The organism is Actinobacillus equuli (assembly GCF_900636745.1).
Classification (GTDB): Bacteria; Pseudomonadota; Gammaproteobacteria; order Enterobacterales; family Pasteurellaceae; genus Actinobacillus; species Actinobacillus equuli.
In genome coordinates, this window is record NZ_LR134310.1 from 2,257,470 (window position 1) to 2,272,721 (window position 15,252).

At 41.5% G+C, this 15,252-nt stretch carries 17 protein-coding genes; all 17 read right to left on the reverse strand.

Translation table 11 applies throughout. The features are described from left to right. Positions 1-31 precede the first annotated feature (31 nt). The 17 genes from EL121_RS10570 to EL121_RS10645 all read right to left on the reverse strand — a co-directional run bounded on the left by EL121_RS10570 (position 32) and on the right by EL121_RS10645 (position 15,245). Complete coding sequence (locus EL121_RS10570; protein ID WP_039196599.1) at positions 32-694, reverse strand: phage baseplate assembly protein V; 663 nt, start codon at positions 692-694, stop codon at positions 32-34. Beyond that, the gene (locus EL121_RS10575) at positions 691-1,854 is read right to left on the reverse strand and encodes a phage baseplate assembly protein (RefSeq protein WP_039196600.1); all 1,164 of its coding nucleotides are present in this window, start codon (positions 1,852-1,854) and stop codon (positions 691-693) included. Before EL121_RS10575 ends, EL121_RS10570 begins: the two co-directional genes overlap by 4 nt. 3 nt (positions 1,855-1,857) lie before the next feature. After that, positions 1,858-3,216, reverse strand: coding sequence for a DNA circularization protein (locus EL121_RS10580; RefSeq protein ID WP_039196603.1), 1,359 nt, complete (start codon positions 3,214-3,216; stop codon positions 1,858-1,860). Next, positions 3,216-5,399, reverse strand: a complete 2,184-nt coding sequence (locus tag EL121_RS10585; RefSeq protein WP_039196606.1) for a phage tail tape measure protein — start codon at positions 5,397-5,399, stop codon at positions 3,216-3,218. The genes EL121_RS10580 and EL121_RS10585 overlap by 1 nt, the downstream gene beginning before the upstream one ends. 53 nt (positions 5,400-5,452) lie before the next feature. Beyond that, the gene (locus EL121_RS11595) at positions 5,453-5,623 is read right to left on the reverse strand and encodes a hypothetical protein (RefSeq protein ID WP_164997542.1); all 171 of its coding nucleotides are present in this window, start codon (positions 5,621-5,623) and stop codon (positions 5,453-5,455) included. A gap of 53 nt (positions 5,624-5,676) precedes the next feature. Continuing rightward, on the reverse strand, positions 5,677-6,045 hold the full coding sequence (locus tag EL121_RS10590) for a hypothetical protein (RefSeq protein ID WP_039196607.1): 369 nt from the start codon (positions 6,043-6,045) through the stop codon (positions 5,677-5,679). Then, on the reverse strand, positions 6,045-6,419 hold the full coding sequence (locus EL121_RS10595; RefSeq protein WP_039196610.1) for a hypothetical protein: 375 nt from the start codon (positions 6,417-6,419) through the stop codon (positions 6,045-6,047). The genes EL121_RS10590 and EL121_RS10595 overlap by 1 nt, the downstream gene beginning before the upstream one ends. A 9-nt stretch (positions 6,420-6,428) precedes the next feature. Then, complete coding sequence (locus EL121_RS10600; protein ID WP_039196615.1) at positions 6,429-7,841, reverse strand: phage tail sheath subtilisin-like domain-containing protein; 1,413 nt, start codon at positions 7,839-7,841, stop codon at positions 6,429-6,431. Further along, complete coding sequence (locus tag EL121_RS10605; RefSeq protein ID WP_039196616.1) at positions 7,841-8,020, reverse strand: DUF2635 domain-containing protein; 180 nt, start codon at positions 8,018-8,020, stop codon at positions 7,841-7,843. Before EL121_RS10605 ends, EL121_RS10600 begins: the two co-directional genes overlap by 1 nt. Next, positions 8,021-8,662 (reverse strand): DUF1834 family protein, encoded by a 642-nt coding sequence (locus EL121_RS10610; RefSeq protein WP_039196618.1) that lies wholly within the window; start codon positions 8,660-8,662, stop codon positions 8,021-8,023. Next, positions 8,659-9,084: a gp436 family protein gene (locus EL121_RS10615; protein WP_039196620.1), complete on the reverse strand. Its 426-nt coding sequence runs from the start codon at positions 9,082-9,084 to the stop codon at positions 8,659-8,661. Before EL121_RS10615 ends, EL121_RS10610 begins: the two co-directional genes overlap by 4 nt. Beyond that, the gene (locus EL121_RS10620; RefSeq protein ID WP_039196622.1) at positions 9,084-9,458 is read right to left on the reverse strand and encodes a hypothetical protein; all 375 of its coding nucleotides are present in this window, start codon (positions 9,456-9,458) and stop codon (positions 9,084-9,086) included. Before EL121_RS10620 ends, EL121_RS10615 begins: the two co-directional genes overlap by 1 nt. Before the next feature lie 44 nt (positions 9,459-9,502). Beyond that, positions 9,503-10,420, reverse strand: a complete 918-nt coding sequence (locus EL121_RS10625; protein ID WP_039196624.1) for a Mu-like prophage major head subunit gpT family protein — start codon at positions 10,418-10,420, stop codon at positions 9,503-9,505. After that, positions 10,420-11,496: a phage protease gene (locus tag EL121_RS10630; protein ID WP_039196626.1), complete on the reverse strand. Its 1,077-nt coding sequence runs from the start codon at positions 11,494-11,496 to the stop codon at positions 10,420-10,422. The genes EL121_RS10625 and EL121_RS10630 overlap by 1 nt, the downstream gene beginning before the upstream one ends. A gap of 268 nt (positions 11,497-11,764) precedes the next feature. Next, positions 11,765-12,181, reverse strand: coding sequence for a phage virion morphogenesis protein (locus tag EL121_RS10635; RefSeq protein WP_039196627.1), 417 nt, complete (start codon positions 12,179-12,181; stop codon positions 11,765-11,767). 147 nt (positions 12,182-12,328) lie between these two features. Beyond that, complete coding sequence (locus EL121_RS10640; protein WP_039196628.1) at positions 12,329-13,618, reverse strand: phage minor head protein; 1,290 nt, start codon at positions 13,616-13,618, stop codon at positions 12,329-12,331. Then, complete coding sequence (locus tag EL121_RS10645) at positions 13,605-15,245, reverse strand: DUF935 domain-containing protein (protein ID WP_039196629.1); 1,641 nt, start codon at positions 15,243-15,245, stop codon at positions 13,605-13,607. The genes EL121_RS10640 and EL121_RS10645 overlap by 14 nt, the downstream gene beginning before the upstream one ends. Between the last annotated feature and the right edge of the window lie 7 nt (positions 15,246-15,252).

Here is a 15,252-nt window from a genome sequence, read left to right on the forward strand (position 1 = left end):
ATTAGTTTTATAAAATCAACCGCTTATAAGATTAAATTGGCTGAGATGTTGGTTTACCGTCGCCTTGTTCATTATGTGCGTGAGAGCGGAGTGATGTGCCGTTAGCATTGACATCGCCGTCAGTAGTAAAATCACCTCCTGTTTGGACAACAGAACCAGTAAAGCTAGCACCATCTCCACCTTGTACGGCTAAGCCACCATTACCACTCATTTTACCTTGTGCGACAAATTGCTGGTCAGTCTCTAATTTTGGTGTAGTAAAATTGGCACTATCTGTTGCGGTTACATTATATTGTTTGCAATTAACATTAAATTTATCGCACTCAACATCTATGACCCGTCCATTTTTTAAAATGATGGTTGAGCCGCTTGAATCGTAAATAGCTGTTTCGCCACCTTTTAAATTCTTAACTCTAAAAGAGCCATTTTCGGTTGCAACAACAATGCCGTGCGTAGTTTTGCCACCAAGTGGAATAACTACCACCTGTGTACCTGCCGGTGGTACGGAGGTAAAGCCAAAATGTTGCATAAACTCTACATCTTGAATAGTTTCGTCAGCCAAACCGGAAACTTGTACTTGCTGAATATCACTACTACTTTTAACCAAATTCAATACACCACGAAATGCCGAGCGCATACCGCTCTGAACATTTTTAGCGACATCTCTAGTCTGTTTTGCTAATTTACGCATCATTTTCCCAACTCCCAAGACCCAACATATTCAACTGGCTCTTTTTTCTTACGTCCTTTTTTGGTTTTGGCTTTCGAGGCTTTATCGCCTTTCTTGCCCTTACGCTTACGAGCTTCTTCCGCTTTGGCTTGATAAGCGTCCGGAGTCCACACACCGTCCAGTTTTAAGCGTAGTTCGGTGGTTGTGCCTCCGCTGCGAGAGAGCCGGAAACGCCGCCCCATCAGAAAGAAAATGCCGTCTAAATCGTACTCCTCACACACCACGTGAATCCGTTGCCCCGCTTGCCACAGCGTGCCGTCTTTGGTTTTATGGTCAGGCACAATAATGGTGAGGCTAAACGACTCTAACTGCCAATCTGACACCTGCTTTTTCGCCTGTTTCATCAAGGCTTCAAGGTTCTCCACATCGCCTAGTACAATAGTTTTAGGCTTATAAAGCTCCATTTCATCGTTTTTATAAACCCACTTAAAATCGTGCTTGGCATTATCAGAATCTTTGCCGTGTTTTTGAGCAAGAAAAGTTACTTCCGAATAACTTTGCGATACATCATAAGAAAGCGTAGCATCCACAAAGTTATTTTTGCGGGTATCGCCCGATTCTTTAACACAATAGAGCGTTGCTACCGGTGGTTGAGCATAATCTGCTCCGCCCACAATCAACACACCTTTAGGGTCAAACCAACAATGCAAGCCGGCGGAGTTAGCACATCGCATAATGGCTTCCCACGCTGATTCGCCCACATCAATATCCACCTTACTTAAAGTCGGGTTTTTCTCGGCTTTCAGTTGTACCTCTTTAATCCCAAGCGGATTAACGATTTTCTTGACAGCATCAAGCAAAGACAAGCCTTGCACATTGGTAATCGGGGCAGAGCAATCCACCAAAATAGAGGCTTTATCACGCCCATTCAGGCTAAAACCACGCCCGCTTTTGTTAATAGTGTGGTGTGTAGTATCTACAATGCCGGTAAGTACCGTTTCACCATTGATTTTAACTACTGCCGTTTTGCCTGAATAATTGGGTAACACCTCTAAATTGCTGGATTTACCCAACTCAAAATTAAAGCTATCAGCAGGAATTAAAAAATCACTGTCAATATCATAGCTTTTCCAGTTTTTATGCTGAGAGCCATCAATCTCCACCACAATCTCATTCTCAAACATTGCCTACTCCGAATAACAATTTAACAATGTGCCACGCTCAATAAAATTCGGTTGTCGAATTTGTGGATTAAGGCGCAACAGCTCATCAGACCGGCTGTAGTCGCCATAAAAATGATGTGCAATCTGCTGTAATGTGCCATTAACGCTAACCTCCTTAACAATTAAAGGTGGTTTTTGATTAATTGCCGATACAGCGATCTGCATTACCTCGTAGCTACTGTCTCGCAACGCTTCGCTTAATTCGTGTATAGCGGTATAAAGCCCGTTATTCGGCTCATTGAAGGCAACATTATTTTGAGAGGCTTGTTGCATTGCGCGTACTAAATTAAGGCTTTTGAGCATAGCTAATCTGGCTTGCGTAGTAATATACTCAATCTCTGCCGGAGTCAGCTCCTCAGATTGCGCCTCAATAATCTGCACCGCACTTTTTGCCAGTACCGCAGAACTCATTAACTGCAATGCACAGCCCAAAACTTGCAAATCAGCGTGCTTAAATTGTGTGGATAAATAACCTTGGCTTTGTCTCTCACGCTGCTTAAAAAATTGAGCTGCTGAGCTAATCCGCTGTGTTTGCTTGGTTTCGAGTAAACGTGGGATTTTTGCAACCTCGTCAAACTCTCGTATTAAATCATTAAATGCAGATTTAACACTTAATGCCGAGCCAAAGCGGTATTTGTCTGCCGCTCTCATAAAAGCTTGAAAAAATAAACGGATTGCCTCATTGCTTTGTGGCAAAAACGAGGCTTTCGTCACCCCTAACGGCAAATCATAGAGACTATTGTCAAAATTCAATAAGCTAAATAGCTGCTCCCCCATATAAAAAATAGCCGCCCATTGAGAGAGCAACCGCTTTTTAACATTATGAGTTGCAACGACCATTTCCATATTTTTAGCCCACCAAGCGGTCACTTTTTCCACAAAACTTTCAATTTGCAGCAAAAACTTATCAATGCGAGAGAGCAAACTATGTTCAAATACAAAAATCGGCTGCATTTCTGTTGCTTCGGCAAAATTAAGATCAATCGAAACATAATTCACATTTTCGGCATCGTGCCTGAGGTTTGCCGATAGCAACATCATATTTGGCATACGTCCACGCACAGGGTGGACTAACACACCAGCCCCACGTTTTTGTACTACCGCTAAAAAGGCTTTATAATCCGCATAATAGCCATCTCCATAGAGTATTGCCTGCAAGCGAATAGTTTGCTGATTTAATCCCATATCCTCAAGATCTGCTCCATTTACAAATGGATAAGAATGAGGCACAACAGCTCGTTCGAAATTATCATCTACGGCTAGCACATCAAAATTCACGCCTTTAAAACTTGCTTGCTGAATCGGCATTGTCCAACCACTCATTACGACGCCATCCTTTTGTTAAAATTAAATTGATACTCAGACACTTTTTCTGCCACCACCGAGCCGTCTAGTTCTACAGTAATCTGATTAGCAATCGTATGAGATTGCGATGCGAGTCCAGCTTGTAGTCCTGCCGAAATCGTTTGACCAAAGCCTTGAAAATCTGCTTGATAGTTTGATAATACTTGAGATGTTGCTTCCACTTTAGGTTTTAAAGTACCGATAACATTCGGTAAATTCCACAGAATAGAACTTTGAGCGCTAGGCTGAGCATTCATTTTAGGTGCTGGGTAATTGCCTTTCGCTTTCATATCTGTAAACATTTTATCGAGAGATGCTTGCTCGCCTTTATTCGCTTCAGTCGGTGTAAAAGCCAAACCAACAATGCCAAGTTTTGACAAAAGACCCGCACCACCAGCACCTTTAACAGCACCCCCACTGATACCGCCTTTTGCCACATCAGCCACTTTACTTAATACGCCACTTTTAGCTTTGCCACCGGTTAATAAATCAAGCACACTTGATGCCGCCAGAGCTGAACCAAATGCAATAACAGCGTCCGTTGCTCCAACAAGAGCAGAATTTAAATTAGGAAACTCTTGTGCTAATGACGAATAAGTTTTTGCAACTTCTGCTGTCATGTCATTTAATTTTTGGAAATTCTCAAGCTGTGCCATTTCTTGGTTATTTTTGGCTTTCTGGAAACTGAAAGCGCTTTGTTGGCTAATCCACTCAAAGCTCTCTTTGTTGTAGTTACCTTTATCTGCAATTTTATATTGAACATTTACATTTTCAGCAGTCGTTTTATCATTAAGCATTGCATAAGTCGCTAATCCTGCTTGTAAATCCGGCATAATCTCGGCGACTTTTGTCCCTTCAATATATTTCGATACTTTTTGCATAATGGCTTTTTTATCACCATCTTTTGCTGTTTGATATTGCGCTAAAAGACTTTGGTATTCCTTATCATTTTTTAAAATATCACCGATAATTGAAAGCAGAGCTTCTGAGGCATTTTGCCCTTCTTTCATGTATTTCTGCATCGATTTTTTCATATCAATCGACTGCTTTTTGCCATTAGCGTTTGTAAACTCAATACTTTCAACGTTATCCGCCGTACTTGTCGCTTTTACCTTTGAATAATAGTTATTTAAATTAGTAGCGGTTTCTGCCGCACCGCCGGAAACACCATAAACTTGTTGTAAATTAATTCCGACCTTTTTCAAGTCTTCCAGCCCGCTTAAACCGTTTGCGCCAGCGTTAGCAAGGATTTGCGGGAAATATTGCGCCATATCTTTAAGCTCAAAGCCACCAGCTTTACCTGAAGCGTTCATGTAGTCTAGTGCTGTTTGAATCTCTTCTTGCTTGACACCAAAACGCAACATAGAGTTAATCATACTAGTTAGCTCTGATGTTGATGCTCCGGTCGCTGTTGCATTTTGTTGGATAGTTGGTAGTAACGAGAGAGCATCATCTACACTAACTTGACCCTGCGCCATTAACTCGTTAATAGCAGATAATGCATCTTCTTTTGTACCACCCGATTGCGTAATAGAACCTTTAATAGCTTGGTGAATTTTTTCTTTACCTTGTGTTTTTTCTTCGATTGTGCCGCCCGAATATCCCGTATCAGCAACACGAGCTAATGCCATATCATATTCAGCAGCCGCCATCATTTTAGGCTTAGTTACAGCTGCGCCTGCCGCAAGTCCTACGCCGACGTTCATTAAGCCTCGCCCTAAACCTGCAGCTTTATCCCCAAAGCTAGTTTTTCCTAACTCAGCATTTAATTCTTTTACACGCTGTTTAGTGGCTTCAGATGCTCTACGTAACTCATTTTGAGATGCAACACCGGATCGTTTTAATCGGTCGTAAGCCGCACGAGTTTGCTCAATTTCACGCTGAATTGCATTTTCTGAACGTACCCCTAAAGTTTCACGTGCAGTGGCGACATCTGCCGCAACCTTGCGTGCATTACGGTAACTTTGCTCAATCTTCTTGTTTGACGTTTGAGTAGCGTTCGCTGCCTGTTGTGCTGCTTGTGATTGTGCATTACCGCTTCGCTGTGCTGCACGTTCAGTATCTTTAAAGGCTTTTTCTGCTGTTTTAGCTGCCTGATTTAAAACAGGTGAAGCACTATCTTTTGCTGTTAATTCCAGCTGTACTTTCATATTTTTTGCCATTTTTAAATACTCTTTAAACTTGTCTTAAACCTATAAAAAAGGGGCTTTCGCCCCTATTTATTAATTTTGCCTCGTCGAGTAAAGACATAACTTTCATGCTTTACTTCCACGTTGTTCGCTCCCATTGAGCCGTGCGGAGTTTTAATGCCTTCCATCTCTAAGTAGCTCTCAATCCAAGCAAACACTTCCAAGACGGGCATTTGCCAAACTTGCTCAGCAGTCATTGCAAATTTTGAGAGCAAAATAACTGCTTGGCGGTACTGCTTAAAGGCTTCCGTTACGCCAAATCTGGATTTAATAGGCTTTTTATCTCGCTTTGGCTCACCCCATTTTCTAACCGCTTTTTTCGTAGTTCCAAAGTTGCCTCAACCAACTGCCAATAATCATCCGTCGTAAGGTTATCAAGTAAAAATTCTGCATCTACATCACAGTGAGGAATGCCATCAAATTCTACTTGCTGAGAGAGATAAGCCATTTCTATTAAAGTTTTCTCTCTTTGAGATAGAGCCTCTTCGTCTTCACTGATGCAAAGATCAGCAATCATCTCTTGAGCTGTACATTGCCCGCCCATTGTCAAAAATTGTACTGTACAATCACGGATAATTTTGCCGTTATAGTCAATACCAATATTTAGAGTTACTTTCATTATTCTTTTACCTTACGTAAAGCATGGAGCTGAATATCTCGCAATGATTCACCATCTACTTGATAAGACTCGCCAACTTCTGTAGAAAAGCAGCCTAAATAAGACGTTCTTTTTTCGCTATTATCTAATGGATATTTAGTTAGCTTCGAATTTTCAATGTTATCCCAGTCGATTTCTGTTCCGTCTGTCGGCTCAACGGCTGTAATCGTGATGGAATATTCCTTAATACCTTTTGTGTAACCTTTTGCTCGTCCCTGAGAGTTCATCGCTTTAACTAGCTTTCGACCTGTAAGCGTTTTAACATCTAGTTTCGTGATTTCAACTTCTTGCCCATCAACTTCAAGTACACAAGAACCTTCATAAATTACTGTCATTTAGTCCACCTATAAAATTAACGTGATCTTATTACGGATAACGTGTAAGCCATTGACCACATCGGCAGGGATTTCTAAATCCAAGTATGTTGGGTCTTGAGCATTACGCACCACCAATAAGCGATTTTTCCATGCTTCCACGTTCTCAATTACCTCTTCGCCTTCGAGCAGGTAAAGCACATCTAAAATTTCCGAGCGCACTTTTGCCACAATACGAGGCGAGTTCTTCGCACGAGGAAAACGCAAACGCTGACGGGTTTGGATTGCCTTACGTACATAATCCAACGTACGAATCGTAGTTAAATCCAAGTAGCTTGGGTCATCCGTATTAGTTGCATTTTTAGTATAAGTTGTGATTGCACGGGTAATCTGTACACGGCTTGCCACCACTTCAATCGGGCTTAAACCGTGATACAATGCTTGGTTCACTTCCGTAAATAACGGCTTTTGCGAGTCATCCACCACAGTTAAGCCTTTAATCTCAAGGGTGTTAAGTGGACGTGCAGGGTCTTCTTCGCCTGCGATAACTGCACCTAGACCAGCGGCAATCATTGCATTAGATTCTACTGAGCCTTTATACCAACCCACAATAATACGTTCGCTGTTGAGCTGAGACGTTAATGTTGTACCTGTCGCATAACTACCACGCCAGCCCATTACGCCGATAGCTGGTTTATCCTCAATCGGAGCAGATACCGCTTCTAAGTGATTACGTAATGCAAGTGCATTTTCATCATCAGAGAACGGCGAAATAATCACGTTGTAATGTGTACCGGCTACACTTGCCAGTGCCGGTGCAATCTGCGCATTACGCTGACCATTTGCAAATGCAGTTGTTTCAAGTGTTAAGCCTGTTGCCGTATTACGAGTTGAAAGCGTGATGTCATTACCAATTTCACCTTTAGCTTTAGCCGTAAGTTTAAGCGTAGTATCGCTATCAACACTTGCCACCACAGGACTATAACTTGCGCCATTAATAACATTCACTAAGCGAGCCACAATCGCTTGAGCTTCTTCGCCTTTTGCTGCCGCCACTTCGTATGCTGTACCGGAAATCGTAATACGCACCACGCCGGCATAAGTTACCGTACCGGTAAAAGTTACTTGACCCGTTGCTGCAATGCCCGAATCATGGTCTTTTAAACCTACCACCGTTAAACGGATTAACGGATTATTTTGGATTGCCTGACGAACCATCAAATGAGCGATTGAACCTTTACCAAATAGAGTTTCTGCCTCAACATCACTAAAAACTTTTTGTGGTGCAGTAAATGCGGTATCGCCACCAGTCATCGGTGCGATAATTAACACTTCCTGCTCATTGGTTGGTAAAGTTGTTACCGCATCTTTATTGTTGTATTCCGTCAGCACGCTCGGCTTACGAATACTGTTTGGGATTTTCTCAAATTCAATTTTTGACATTATTTACCCCCTGTTTCTTTAGCTGTTTTGGCATCTTTGACGACAATCAAATCGCCATCGGCAATGCGGCGTTGGTAGTAAAGGGTGTTTTCCACCTCCACCACCTCTTGTTCAATGTAGTTATGCGGTCGATTTTCAATAGGTACACGCACACCTTTAGCGGCTTTCACTTTTAACATCTAATCACCATCCTTAAATTCTGTTCTAAATGCCGTTTCGGCATTGTTATTCGGGTCAAAAATCCGATTATTAAAGCCTGATAAATTGCCTTGCGGCTTATCTAACTTACCTTGATATTGCTTAAACTTCTGTTCATCTTCCACGACACCTTCTGGGAATCTACCATCATCAAGCACATTGCATTCGTTATAACTGATTTCAAACTCAAAGGCATACGCCGAGAGCTTCTCTTTTTTAACTTCCGCATTATTCCAAATAGTACGGATTCTTTTCGGCTGTATTGGGAGGGTCAATCCCCCCAGTGTTTGGTTAATAAGTAAAGTTTTTACTGCACTTAATAACTGATTAACACCGACTTCTCGGTCGGTCACGCCTCCCAAACGTCCGGCAGTTTGATTTCGGACAGAACGGGTCATTACCAATACGACAAATACGTCTGTAGTTTGATAACGTTTGCCTCTAGCTCCCATGGCTTTTGCATCAAATGCCGAACCGCCATAAGACACAAGACAAGCCGGCAAACGGCGAACATCTAACTGTTCATCATTTATTTCGCCGGCATAACTGCCCACGGAATAAACCATTTTGCCGAGTCCGAGCGTTAGTCGCTCAATCAAAGCTTTCTCAATTTTGCTAATCATCGACTTGTTCGTCCGAAAATACGCTCGCCGCCATTAAAAAACTGAACCGTGTTTTCTCCGTCTGCTGATTCCGCCTCAGAGGCTTCATCTAGGCTCAAAGAGATCACACCTTTAGAGATATTCTCTAATTCTTTAAGGCAAAGCTTATAGCGGTTTTCTACCTCTTCCGTCATTGTTACGAAAGATTTACTTGTTAAGTGATAACGAGCTAAATCACAGCAAATACGTACCAAATTTTGAGGTACAGTCATCAAAGGTAATTTATAACGCCCAGCTAAATAACCGTCGATTTGGCTAGATGAATCATCTAATGCTACTTGCAATAAAGATTCATCAACAACCCCATTGCGTTCACGGTCAGTGAGTTGCATCGCTTCATCTTCACCAATTCGTTGCACGAAATCATCAACCAACGCATACATTAGGCATTACCCTCAACCACTGGCACAAACTCCAAATAAGGGTCTTTAGATAGAGTGATAATTTGCTCACCGGTTAAAGCATCACGAGAGATTTCTAACGCTTCATTTTTATTAAAACGATAACCGCAGCGACCGTAAGTAGCCTGTGGGTGAATAGCTTTCAATTTAATCTGAAAAGCAATCGGCTCAATGATTTCAGCACCTTTTAATAAATCCGAATCAGTTTCATCTTTTGAGCTTTTAGTATCTTGTAGCTCATCCATTTTCGTTGTGCCGTCTGCTTCGCTTGTTTTAGCTGAATCAGCATTATCGGTTGATAGCGCGTCCCCCGCTGGATTTTTGGTTTCATCTACTTTTGGATTCTTCTTAGCCATTGTTTTTACCTCTTACAAGGGCGTATTGCTACGCCCGAGTTAATTTAGCCTGCTAAATATGGAGACGAAATAACATCAACAACACCAGCATTGACATTTGTTGTACCTTCAATTTGTAAGGCTTTTACAATTTTGTTTGCTTTAGTACGTAATGTAGGTGGCACGACCAATAAATCAGGCACAATACCTAATACAATGCCGCCATCACCCAACTGGCTACACATTTTTGCATAAGCTTTATTAAAGTTTTCTTCATTCAACTCTTCAGTTGAGCGGTATGCCATTTGCCAGTAACCATAGCCTGACGCACCACGTCTGTCTGCACCATACTTAATTTCTTTATTCATAAAGTAGGCTTCAGACTGCCCAGCGTCTTGACCGTTTGTCATAAAACGTGGCTCCATGCGGTTTTGCCAAAAGATCGGTTTTAAAATAGGATGGGTCGTACATAATAAATACCACGCTGGCTCAGAACCGGTATCCATGTTTGAATAAGCTGTTGATGAGCCGGTACCATCTTCTTTTTCGAAAATAGGGTGATCAGTATCGAAGAAGTTTTGACCGTCATAACACAGAGTTTCGTGACCTTTTTTGAGCGCCAAATATGCCTGACGTGGTACAATTTCATTGATGCTGTAGCCCAAACCTTTTGCAGCAATAAATTTAGATGCCAGCTTGTTATCCATGACATCATTTTCATGTACTTTAATTGAGCTTTCCCAGTCTTTGTTATCGACTTCATAGGTGCGCATAGATACATCTCTTAATTTACGAGCACCTTTCCATTCTTGTGCAAGAGGAAACTCACTTAACCATTCGTATGTGTTAGAACTGCTATCCGAAGGAATTTCCATAGTGAAACGTTTATAAGTTTCATCTACAGGCATTTTTAAACCTTCGTTGAAATTTAATTTAATAGTCGTGTCTAACGCTTTGATCTTTTCGCTTTTAATTAAAGCCATTATTTTGCTCCTTTATTTAAGTCCGCTTTTGCTTTTGCATAAGCTTCAGGGGACATACCTGACATACGCGCCATTTCAATTTCTGTATCAGATAACGCCACTTTATCAGTACCTTTATTCGGGTCTTCACCACCCGATTGCGTACCATTTAACGCCGGATTAGGGGTGACTGTTTTTAAAAAGTCGGATAACGCCACTAAATTCTGCTTACCTAAGTTTTCCGCCCATTCTTTTTGTGCAGGCAACAAGCGACCATCGGATAATGCGGCTTGAATTAACGCATCACGCTCTTTGTCATTTGCTTGTTGTTTTAAGTTATTCAGTTCGCTTTGCGTTGCCTGAAATACGCTTAATGCTACAAATTGAGTAGGATCGGGGTTATTCACTTTTGCGGATAACGCTACTTTTTCTGTTTCAGCATTTTTTAATGCACCATAAACATCTTTTAAAGCAACTTTAGAGTCACCTTTTGCGGCAGATAAAGCGGTCAATTCCGCTTCAATTTCTGCGTCTGTTGCTGTTGCGGATAATGCAAACAGCTTAATTAAGAGTTCTTTCATTTTTGAGTTGTCCTCACTAAGTTCTAAGTAATGGGAAAATTGGCTAGATGTTGCTACTACTTCGGCTAGATTGTGCAAAGCAGGGCGATTGGTTAAAGCTGCATTTAATACCTTGATTACACGTCCTGACTTGTCAGCCAAGAATAACGGTGATAGATATTTATAAATACCGTTCTTAATTTCATCTGCGGCTTTGCTCGTCCAATTCACATCGACAAACAGACCTTGACCTGAAATATATTCAGCTTTTACCATCCAACCAGCTGCCGGATTACCTTTGCCGTTTTCAGCTACATAAAGGGTCTGATGTTCGTAATCGATCATCAGTTGGATTTGCAAATTATTGATGTCATCAGCGAGCTGATAACCGTTAGTGTCGTCTACATACCAACCTCCCTCACGTCCGTCTTGCGGATAAAACCAGCCATAGGGGAAAAGCTGTACACGACCATTCACTTCTTTTCCTAGCTGAAAAGCACACGCAATAGGATTTAGTTTAAATTTCTGCGTAAACACAAAAACACCTCAAAATAAAATAATGAGGTTAGAGAATAGTGGATAGTTGGATAAGATAAGAGAGGAGGGACTTCTACAAATGACGAAAATTTGTAAAAAACTCAGAAAAAAAGACCACTTGAAAAGAATTGCGAGATAAAATCATTTCAAAACCATTTTAAAACATTTTAATTCATTTTAAAAATAACGGAATGATAAATCATACCTTTATCAAATTAAACGCCTCTAATCGTCATTTTGAGGCGTTTTATCGAAGTTATTTTATTGCCTACCCAAGCAGTCTTTGCCAGTATGTTTGCACATCATCTAAAATATCTTCCTCGTCTTGTGATGTGAGCTGTAAAAATGGGCGAGCAGGGATCTTAACTTTTCGCCCACGCCCAGCCATTCCGCCGAATTGATGAATAGCCGCATAGGGTTCATTCGTCCCTACTAGTGCCGAATCATTATCGTAATCACTTGTGATACTACTCATTAAGTTTTCCGTATCAACAAGTGGCGAACCTTGCCGATGCTTAATACCAAGCCAAGGTGGACGACCGCCGACATCAAAGTTAGTAAGCACCGCTGATTCCATTGTGCCGGCAATATTCCGCATTAAATCGGATTTATTTTCTGTTTTAGCTGCAATACGGTTTAGCATATCCGTGATTTGCTCAATGCCGTTAATTTGGATTTCAATCATTTTTAACCTAACCGAGTTGATTTTTAAAATAAACAAGGGTATATTTTGAACAGCCGCTAGAAAAGCGATGATAATCTCGAGGATCGCAAGCGATGAGGCGAAACAGACTCTGGACTGTGTGTAGGTGGTTCGAGCCCTACCTAGCGGCTAATTAAAAGCTTTATCCCATTGTTTATCGCTTACTAATCTAAACGACTGCACAAATATCTCGTTATATTGAACCAACACTTTAATAACTACAAAATAACGCTTACCATTTAATTCTGCGTAAAAACGCCACCCCTCACGCTCATCCAATTCAATTTTTAACGGATTATTTAAAATGTCAGGTAAATTTGCATAGTCCAACACGCCAAAATCCTGTCCGCCACGGCTATTAAACTGCTTGATCAGCGTATCGTCCGAAATCCACACTGTGCCGACTTTACTGTCAATCTGCTTTTGAGTTTCTTCACTTAACCGACCGGCTGCAAATTTAAAGTTCTGAGTGAGGGTATTTCGTACCTTAACCATCTCATCTGTGGATAGCTTTTTATTACCGCCTTTGGCTTGAGCAACTGCATCTTCCAACTTGTTAAAAGCCAGTTTAAACTCCCCACCACTCATCTCCGCTTTCGCAAATTGATGAGCCAGCTTTTCAGGGTATAAATCCAAATTCGGCTTGTATGTTAAACGCCCCACATTATAATCAAACCCCTTATCAGCCAATCTAACCGAGCCATCGGCAAGTTTAAAACCAATCGTCTCCTCTTGATTACCAAATTTGTCTTTCGGACGTTTCGATTTAATTAAAAATGGCTCACTACTGCCAACCTCATCAATACCTTTGCGTTTTAAATCACGCTCGCCTAAAGCAATTATTGTACAACGACAATTAAAGCCGTTTGGCGGATAAAACGTTGTCCAAAACGGGTCGTCATAACGATAAATTTTGCCGTGCAAAGCTTGATGAGCCGGTCGAGTGCGTTGGTCACCGACGGCTGAATATTGCCAATATGGTCTATTATCAACGTTGTCCATGTAGCGTTGATAACGAGCCGCTGAATAAGCCTGCTGCATATTTGTGCGATAAATTGTATTTAAACGGCGAGGCGTGCCAAAATGTTCTCCGGTTGCTGGGTCAGCCAGCAGTTTACCGTCAATGCCACGGTTTATCGCTTTATCGTGCCCATATACCCAGCCTTTGCGCTCAAATTCATTGACGAGCATTTTTTTCCATTCTGCAAAAGATTTGCCCTCTCGCCGTGCGATTTCCATTGATTCGTAAATATCACGAGTCATTTCAAGACTCGTCATTTTACTAATAGTGGTAGCTCGTCCAAGGGCTGAGTCAAATAATTCTTGCCTAAAAACTTTGTCGGCAAGTAATTTTTTTTGCCGTAAGTAATCAATCGCTTGTTTTGGCTCAAGACCAATCACGAAATTAGCTGTCGGCATTTGTTGCTCCTAATAGATCGGATAAAAATAACGCATTAGCTAAATAGCGTTCATGTTCCTCGCTGATTAAATCTGGATATGCGGCGGCAAGCTTTTCTGCTGCTTCGTCATAAGAGCTACACGCCATTAATACTGCAACCGCTTTTTTTGTAATAGGGTCAAGCTGAGTATTAAAATCAGGCATAGAAAATGCCTCATTCGTTAAATCATCTAACGCATCTTGCTCCTTAATTCCTGTCGGATTTTGTGCTGATAACGCATGAGCTTTGCCACCACAACCGCAAGGGCAACCATTCCAACCTTCAATATGTGATGTTTTTGCAAATTTTGCCGATAATCCGACCGCTTGCGGATTTGCTACACGACCTAGTATTGCTTCATTTTCTTGTGCTTCCGGAATCCCCAGTTTATCCATCGCCCACTGAACAGGGATAGGCATACCAATATCCACCAACTTCGGTAAACTATCAGCAAACACAGCTAAATCCGCAGGCTGTTTTGTATCAAATTCAAAGGTTGGGATACGGTTTGGATCAATACCGGCAAAGTTAATTTGCAAAAACGGCAGAATAATTTGTTGGGTAAAGGTTTGCCCTAACTGCTTAACGTCCGACACCAACAAATCACGGCGGACTTCGTTATGCACATTGCCAAGGGCATTAGTCGAGCTTTTACCATCTGCGCCACTGGTCAATGTTTGTCCTAAAATCAAGCGAGCAATCGACTTTTCGCACCAATCCACCATTTGCAAAAACGGGTTATTGCCCGAGCCTGCACCGGTATTTGCCGCATTATGTAATTCAATACTCATTGATTCCGGCATAATTCCGGCAGCGTTGTGTCCAATTTCAGCCAATGCACGTTTGAGCGTTTCCTTTTCGCCTTTTGACGCTCCCGCACCATACTTACCGATACGAATCGGCATACCGTATAACTCTAAAAATTCCGCAAAATCGTGAATAGAGTAATGTTTAAACATATAGAGCCAAGCAAGCGTACGGAATAAGTTATTACGAGCTGCCTGTGTTGAGCGTGATTTATGTGTATGCACAACCCAACCAAAATCACGCAATGGCTCGCCATCTTGGTTTTGTGGCGTTTTAAGTAGTAAATTATCCACCTTACCCCACTTAAACCAAGACTGCGGACGATGACTAAAGATGACCGGTAACCACTGTTTGCCGTTAAATTGCCACTCAATTTCAAGGGCAGAAAAGCCGTGACCTATTGCATCCATACAGTCCATCATCAAATCTTCTAGGTTGCCGATTTGATAAAATAATTCATCCACTTCATCACGTAATTTTTCTTCTTGTGGTGTCGCATTGCGTGGAGCTTTGATTACCCAATCTACCCCCAATACCGCACGCTTACGGGTTTGAATATTGGCAAAAATGGAGCTGTCTCGCTCTTCAATATCCATAAATAATTCGTGCTGAGCAGTAATATCGCCGTTCTCTGCGTCCTCAAAAATCGTTTTCATTTTTGCCGGTGTAATAAAATTGCTCGGGTGGTCGGATAAAACTCGACCCGTTGCAGTAATTTCGGCTAAATCCGTTTGCAATTCTTGATTTTTAATTGGATTTAAATCAGGTTTAATCTGTTTTTTATGCTTCTTTTTTGCCATTTTAAAT

Bases quoted from the DNA above. Each gene is read 5' to 3' on its own strand.
- EL121_RS10635 (WP_039196627.1), bottom strand. From the start codon at position 12,181: ATGATTGAAATCCAAATTAACGGCATTGAGCAAATCACGGATATGCTA.
- EL121_RS10615 (WP_039196620.1), bottom strand. From the start codon at position 9,084: ATGTATGCGTTGGTTGATGATTTCGTGCAACGAATTGGTGAAGATGAA.
- EL121_RS10585 (WP_039196606.1), bottom strand. From the start codon at position 5,399: ATGGCAAAAAATATGAAAGTACAGCTGGAATTAACAGCAAAAGATAGT.
- EL121_RS10600 (WP_039196615.1), bottom strand. From the start codon at position 7,841: ATGTCAAAAATTGAATTTGAGAAAATCCCAAACAGTATTCGTAAGCCG.
- EL121_RS10595 (WP_039196610.1), bottom strand. From the start codon at position 6,419: ATGACAGTAATTTATGAAGGTTCTTGTGTACTTGAAGTTGATGGGCAA.
- EL121_RS10575 (WP_039196600.1), bottom strand. From the start codon at position 1,854: ATGTTTGAGAATGAGATTGTGGTGGAGATTGATGGCTCTCAGCATAAA.
- EL121_RS10610 (WP_039196618.1), bottom strand. From the start codon at position 8,662: ATGATTAGCAAAATTGAGAAAGCTTTGATTGAGCGACTAACGCTCGGA.
- EL121_RS10640 (WP_039196628.1), bottom strand. From the start codon at position 13,618: ATGCCGACAGCTAATTTCGTGATTGGTCTTGAGCCAAAACAAGCGATT.
- EL121_RS10620 (WP_039196622.1), bottom strand. From the start codon at position 9,458: ATGGCTAAGAAGAATCCAAAAGTAGATGAAACCAAAAATCCAGCGGGG.
- EL121_RS11595 (WP_164997542.1), bottom strand. From the start codon at position 5,623: ATGACTGCTGAGCAAGTTTGGCAAATGCCCGTCTTGGAAGTGTTTGCT.
- EL121_RS10580 (WP_039196603.1), bottom strand. From the start codon at position 3,216: ATGAGTGGTTGGACAATGCCGATTCAGCAAGCAAGTTTTAAAGGCGTG.
- EL121_RS10645 (WP_039196629.1), bottom strand. From the start codon at position 15,245: ATGGCAAAAAAGAAGCATAAAAAACAGATTAAACCTGATTTAAATCCA.
- EL121_RS10625 (WP_039196624.1), bottom strand. From the start codon at position 10,420: ATGGCTTTAATTAAAAGCGAAAAGATCAAAGCGTTAGACACGACTATT.
- EL121_RS10590 (WP_039196607.1), bottom strand. From the start codon at position 6,045: ATGAAAGTAACTCTAAATATTGGTATTGACTATAACGGCAAAATTATC.
- EL121_RS10605 (WP_039196616.1), bottom strand. From the start codon at position 8,020: ATGTTAAAAGTGAAAGCCGCTAAAGGTGTGCGTGTACCTATTGAAAAT.
- EL121_RS10570 (WP_039196599.1), bottom strand. From the start codon at position 694: ATGATGCGTAAATTAGCAAAACAGACTAGAGATGTCGCTAAAAATGTT.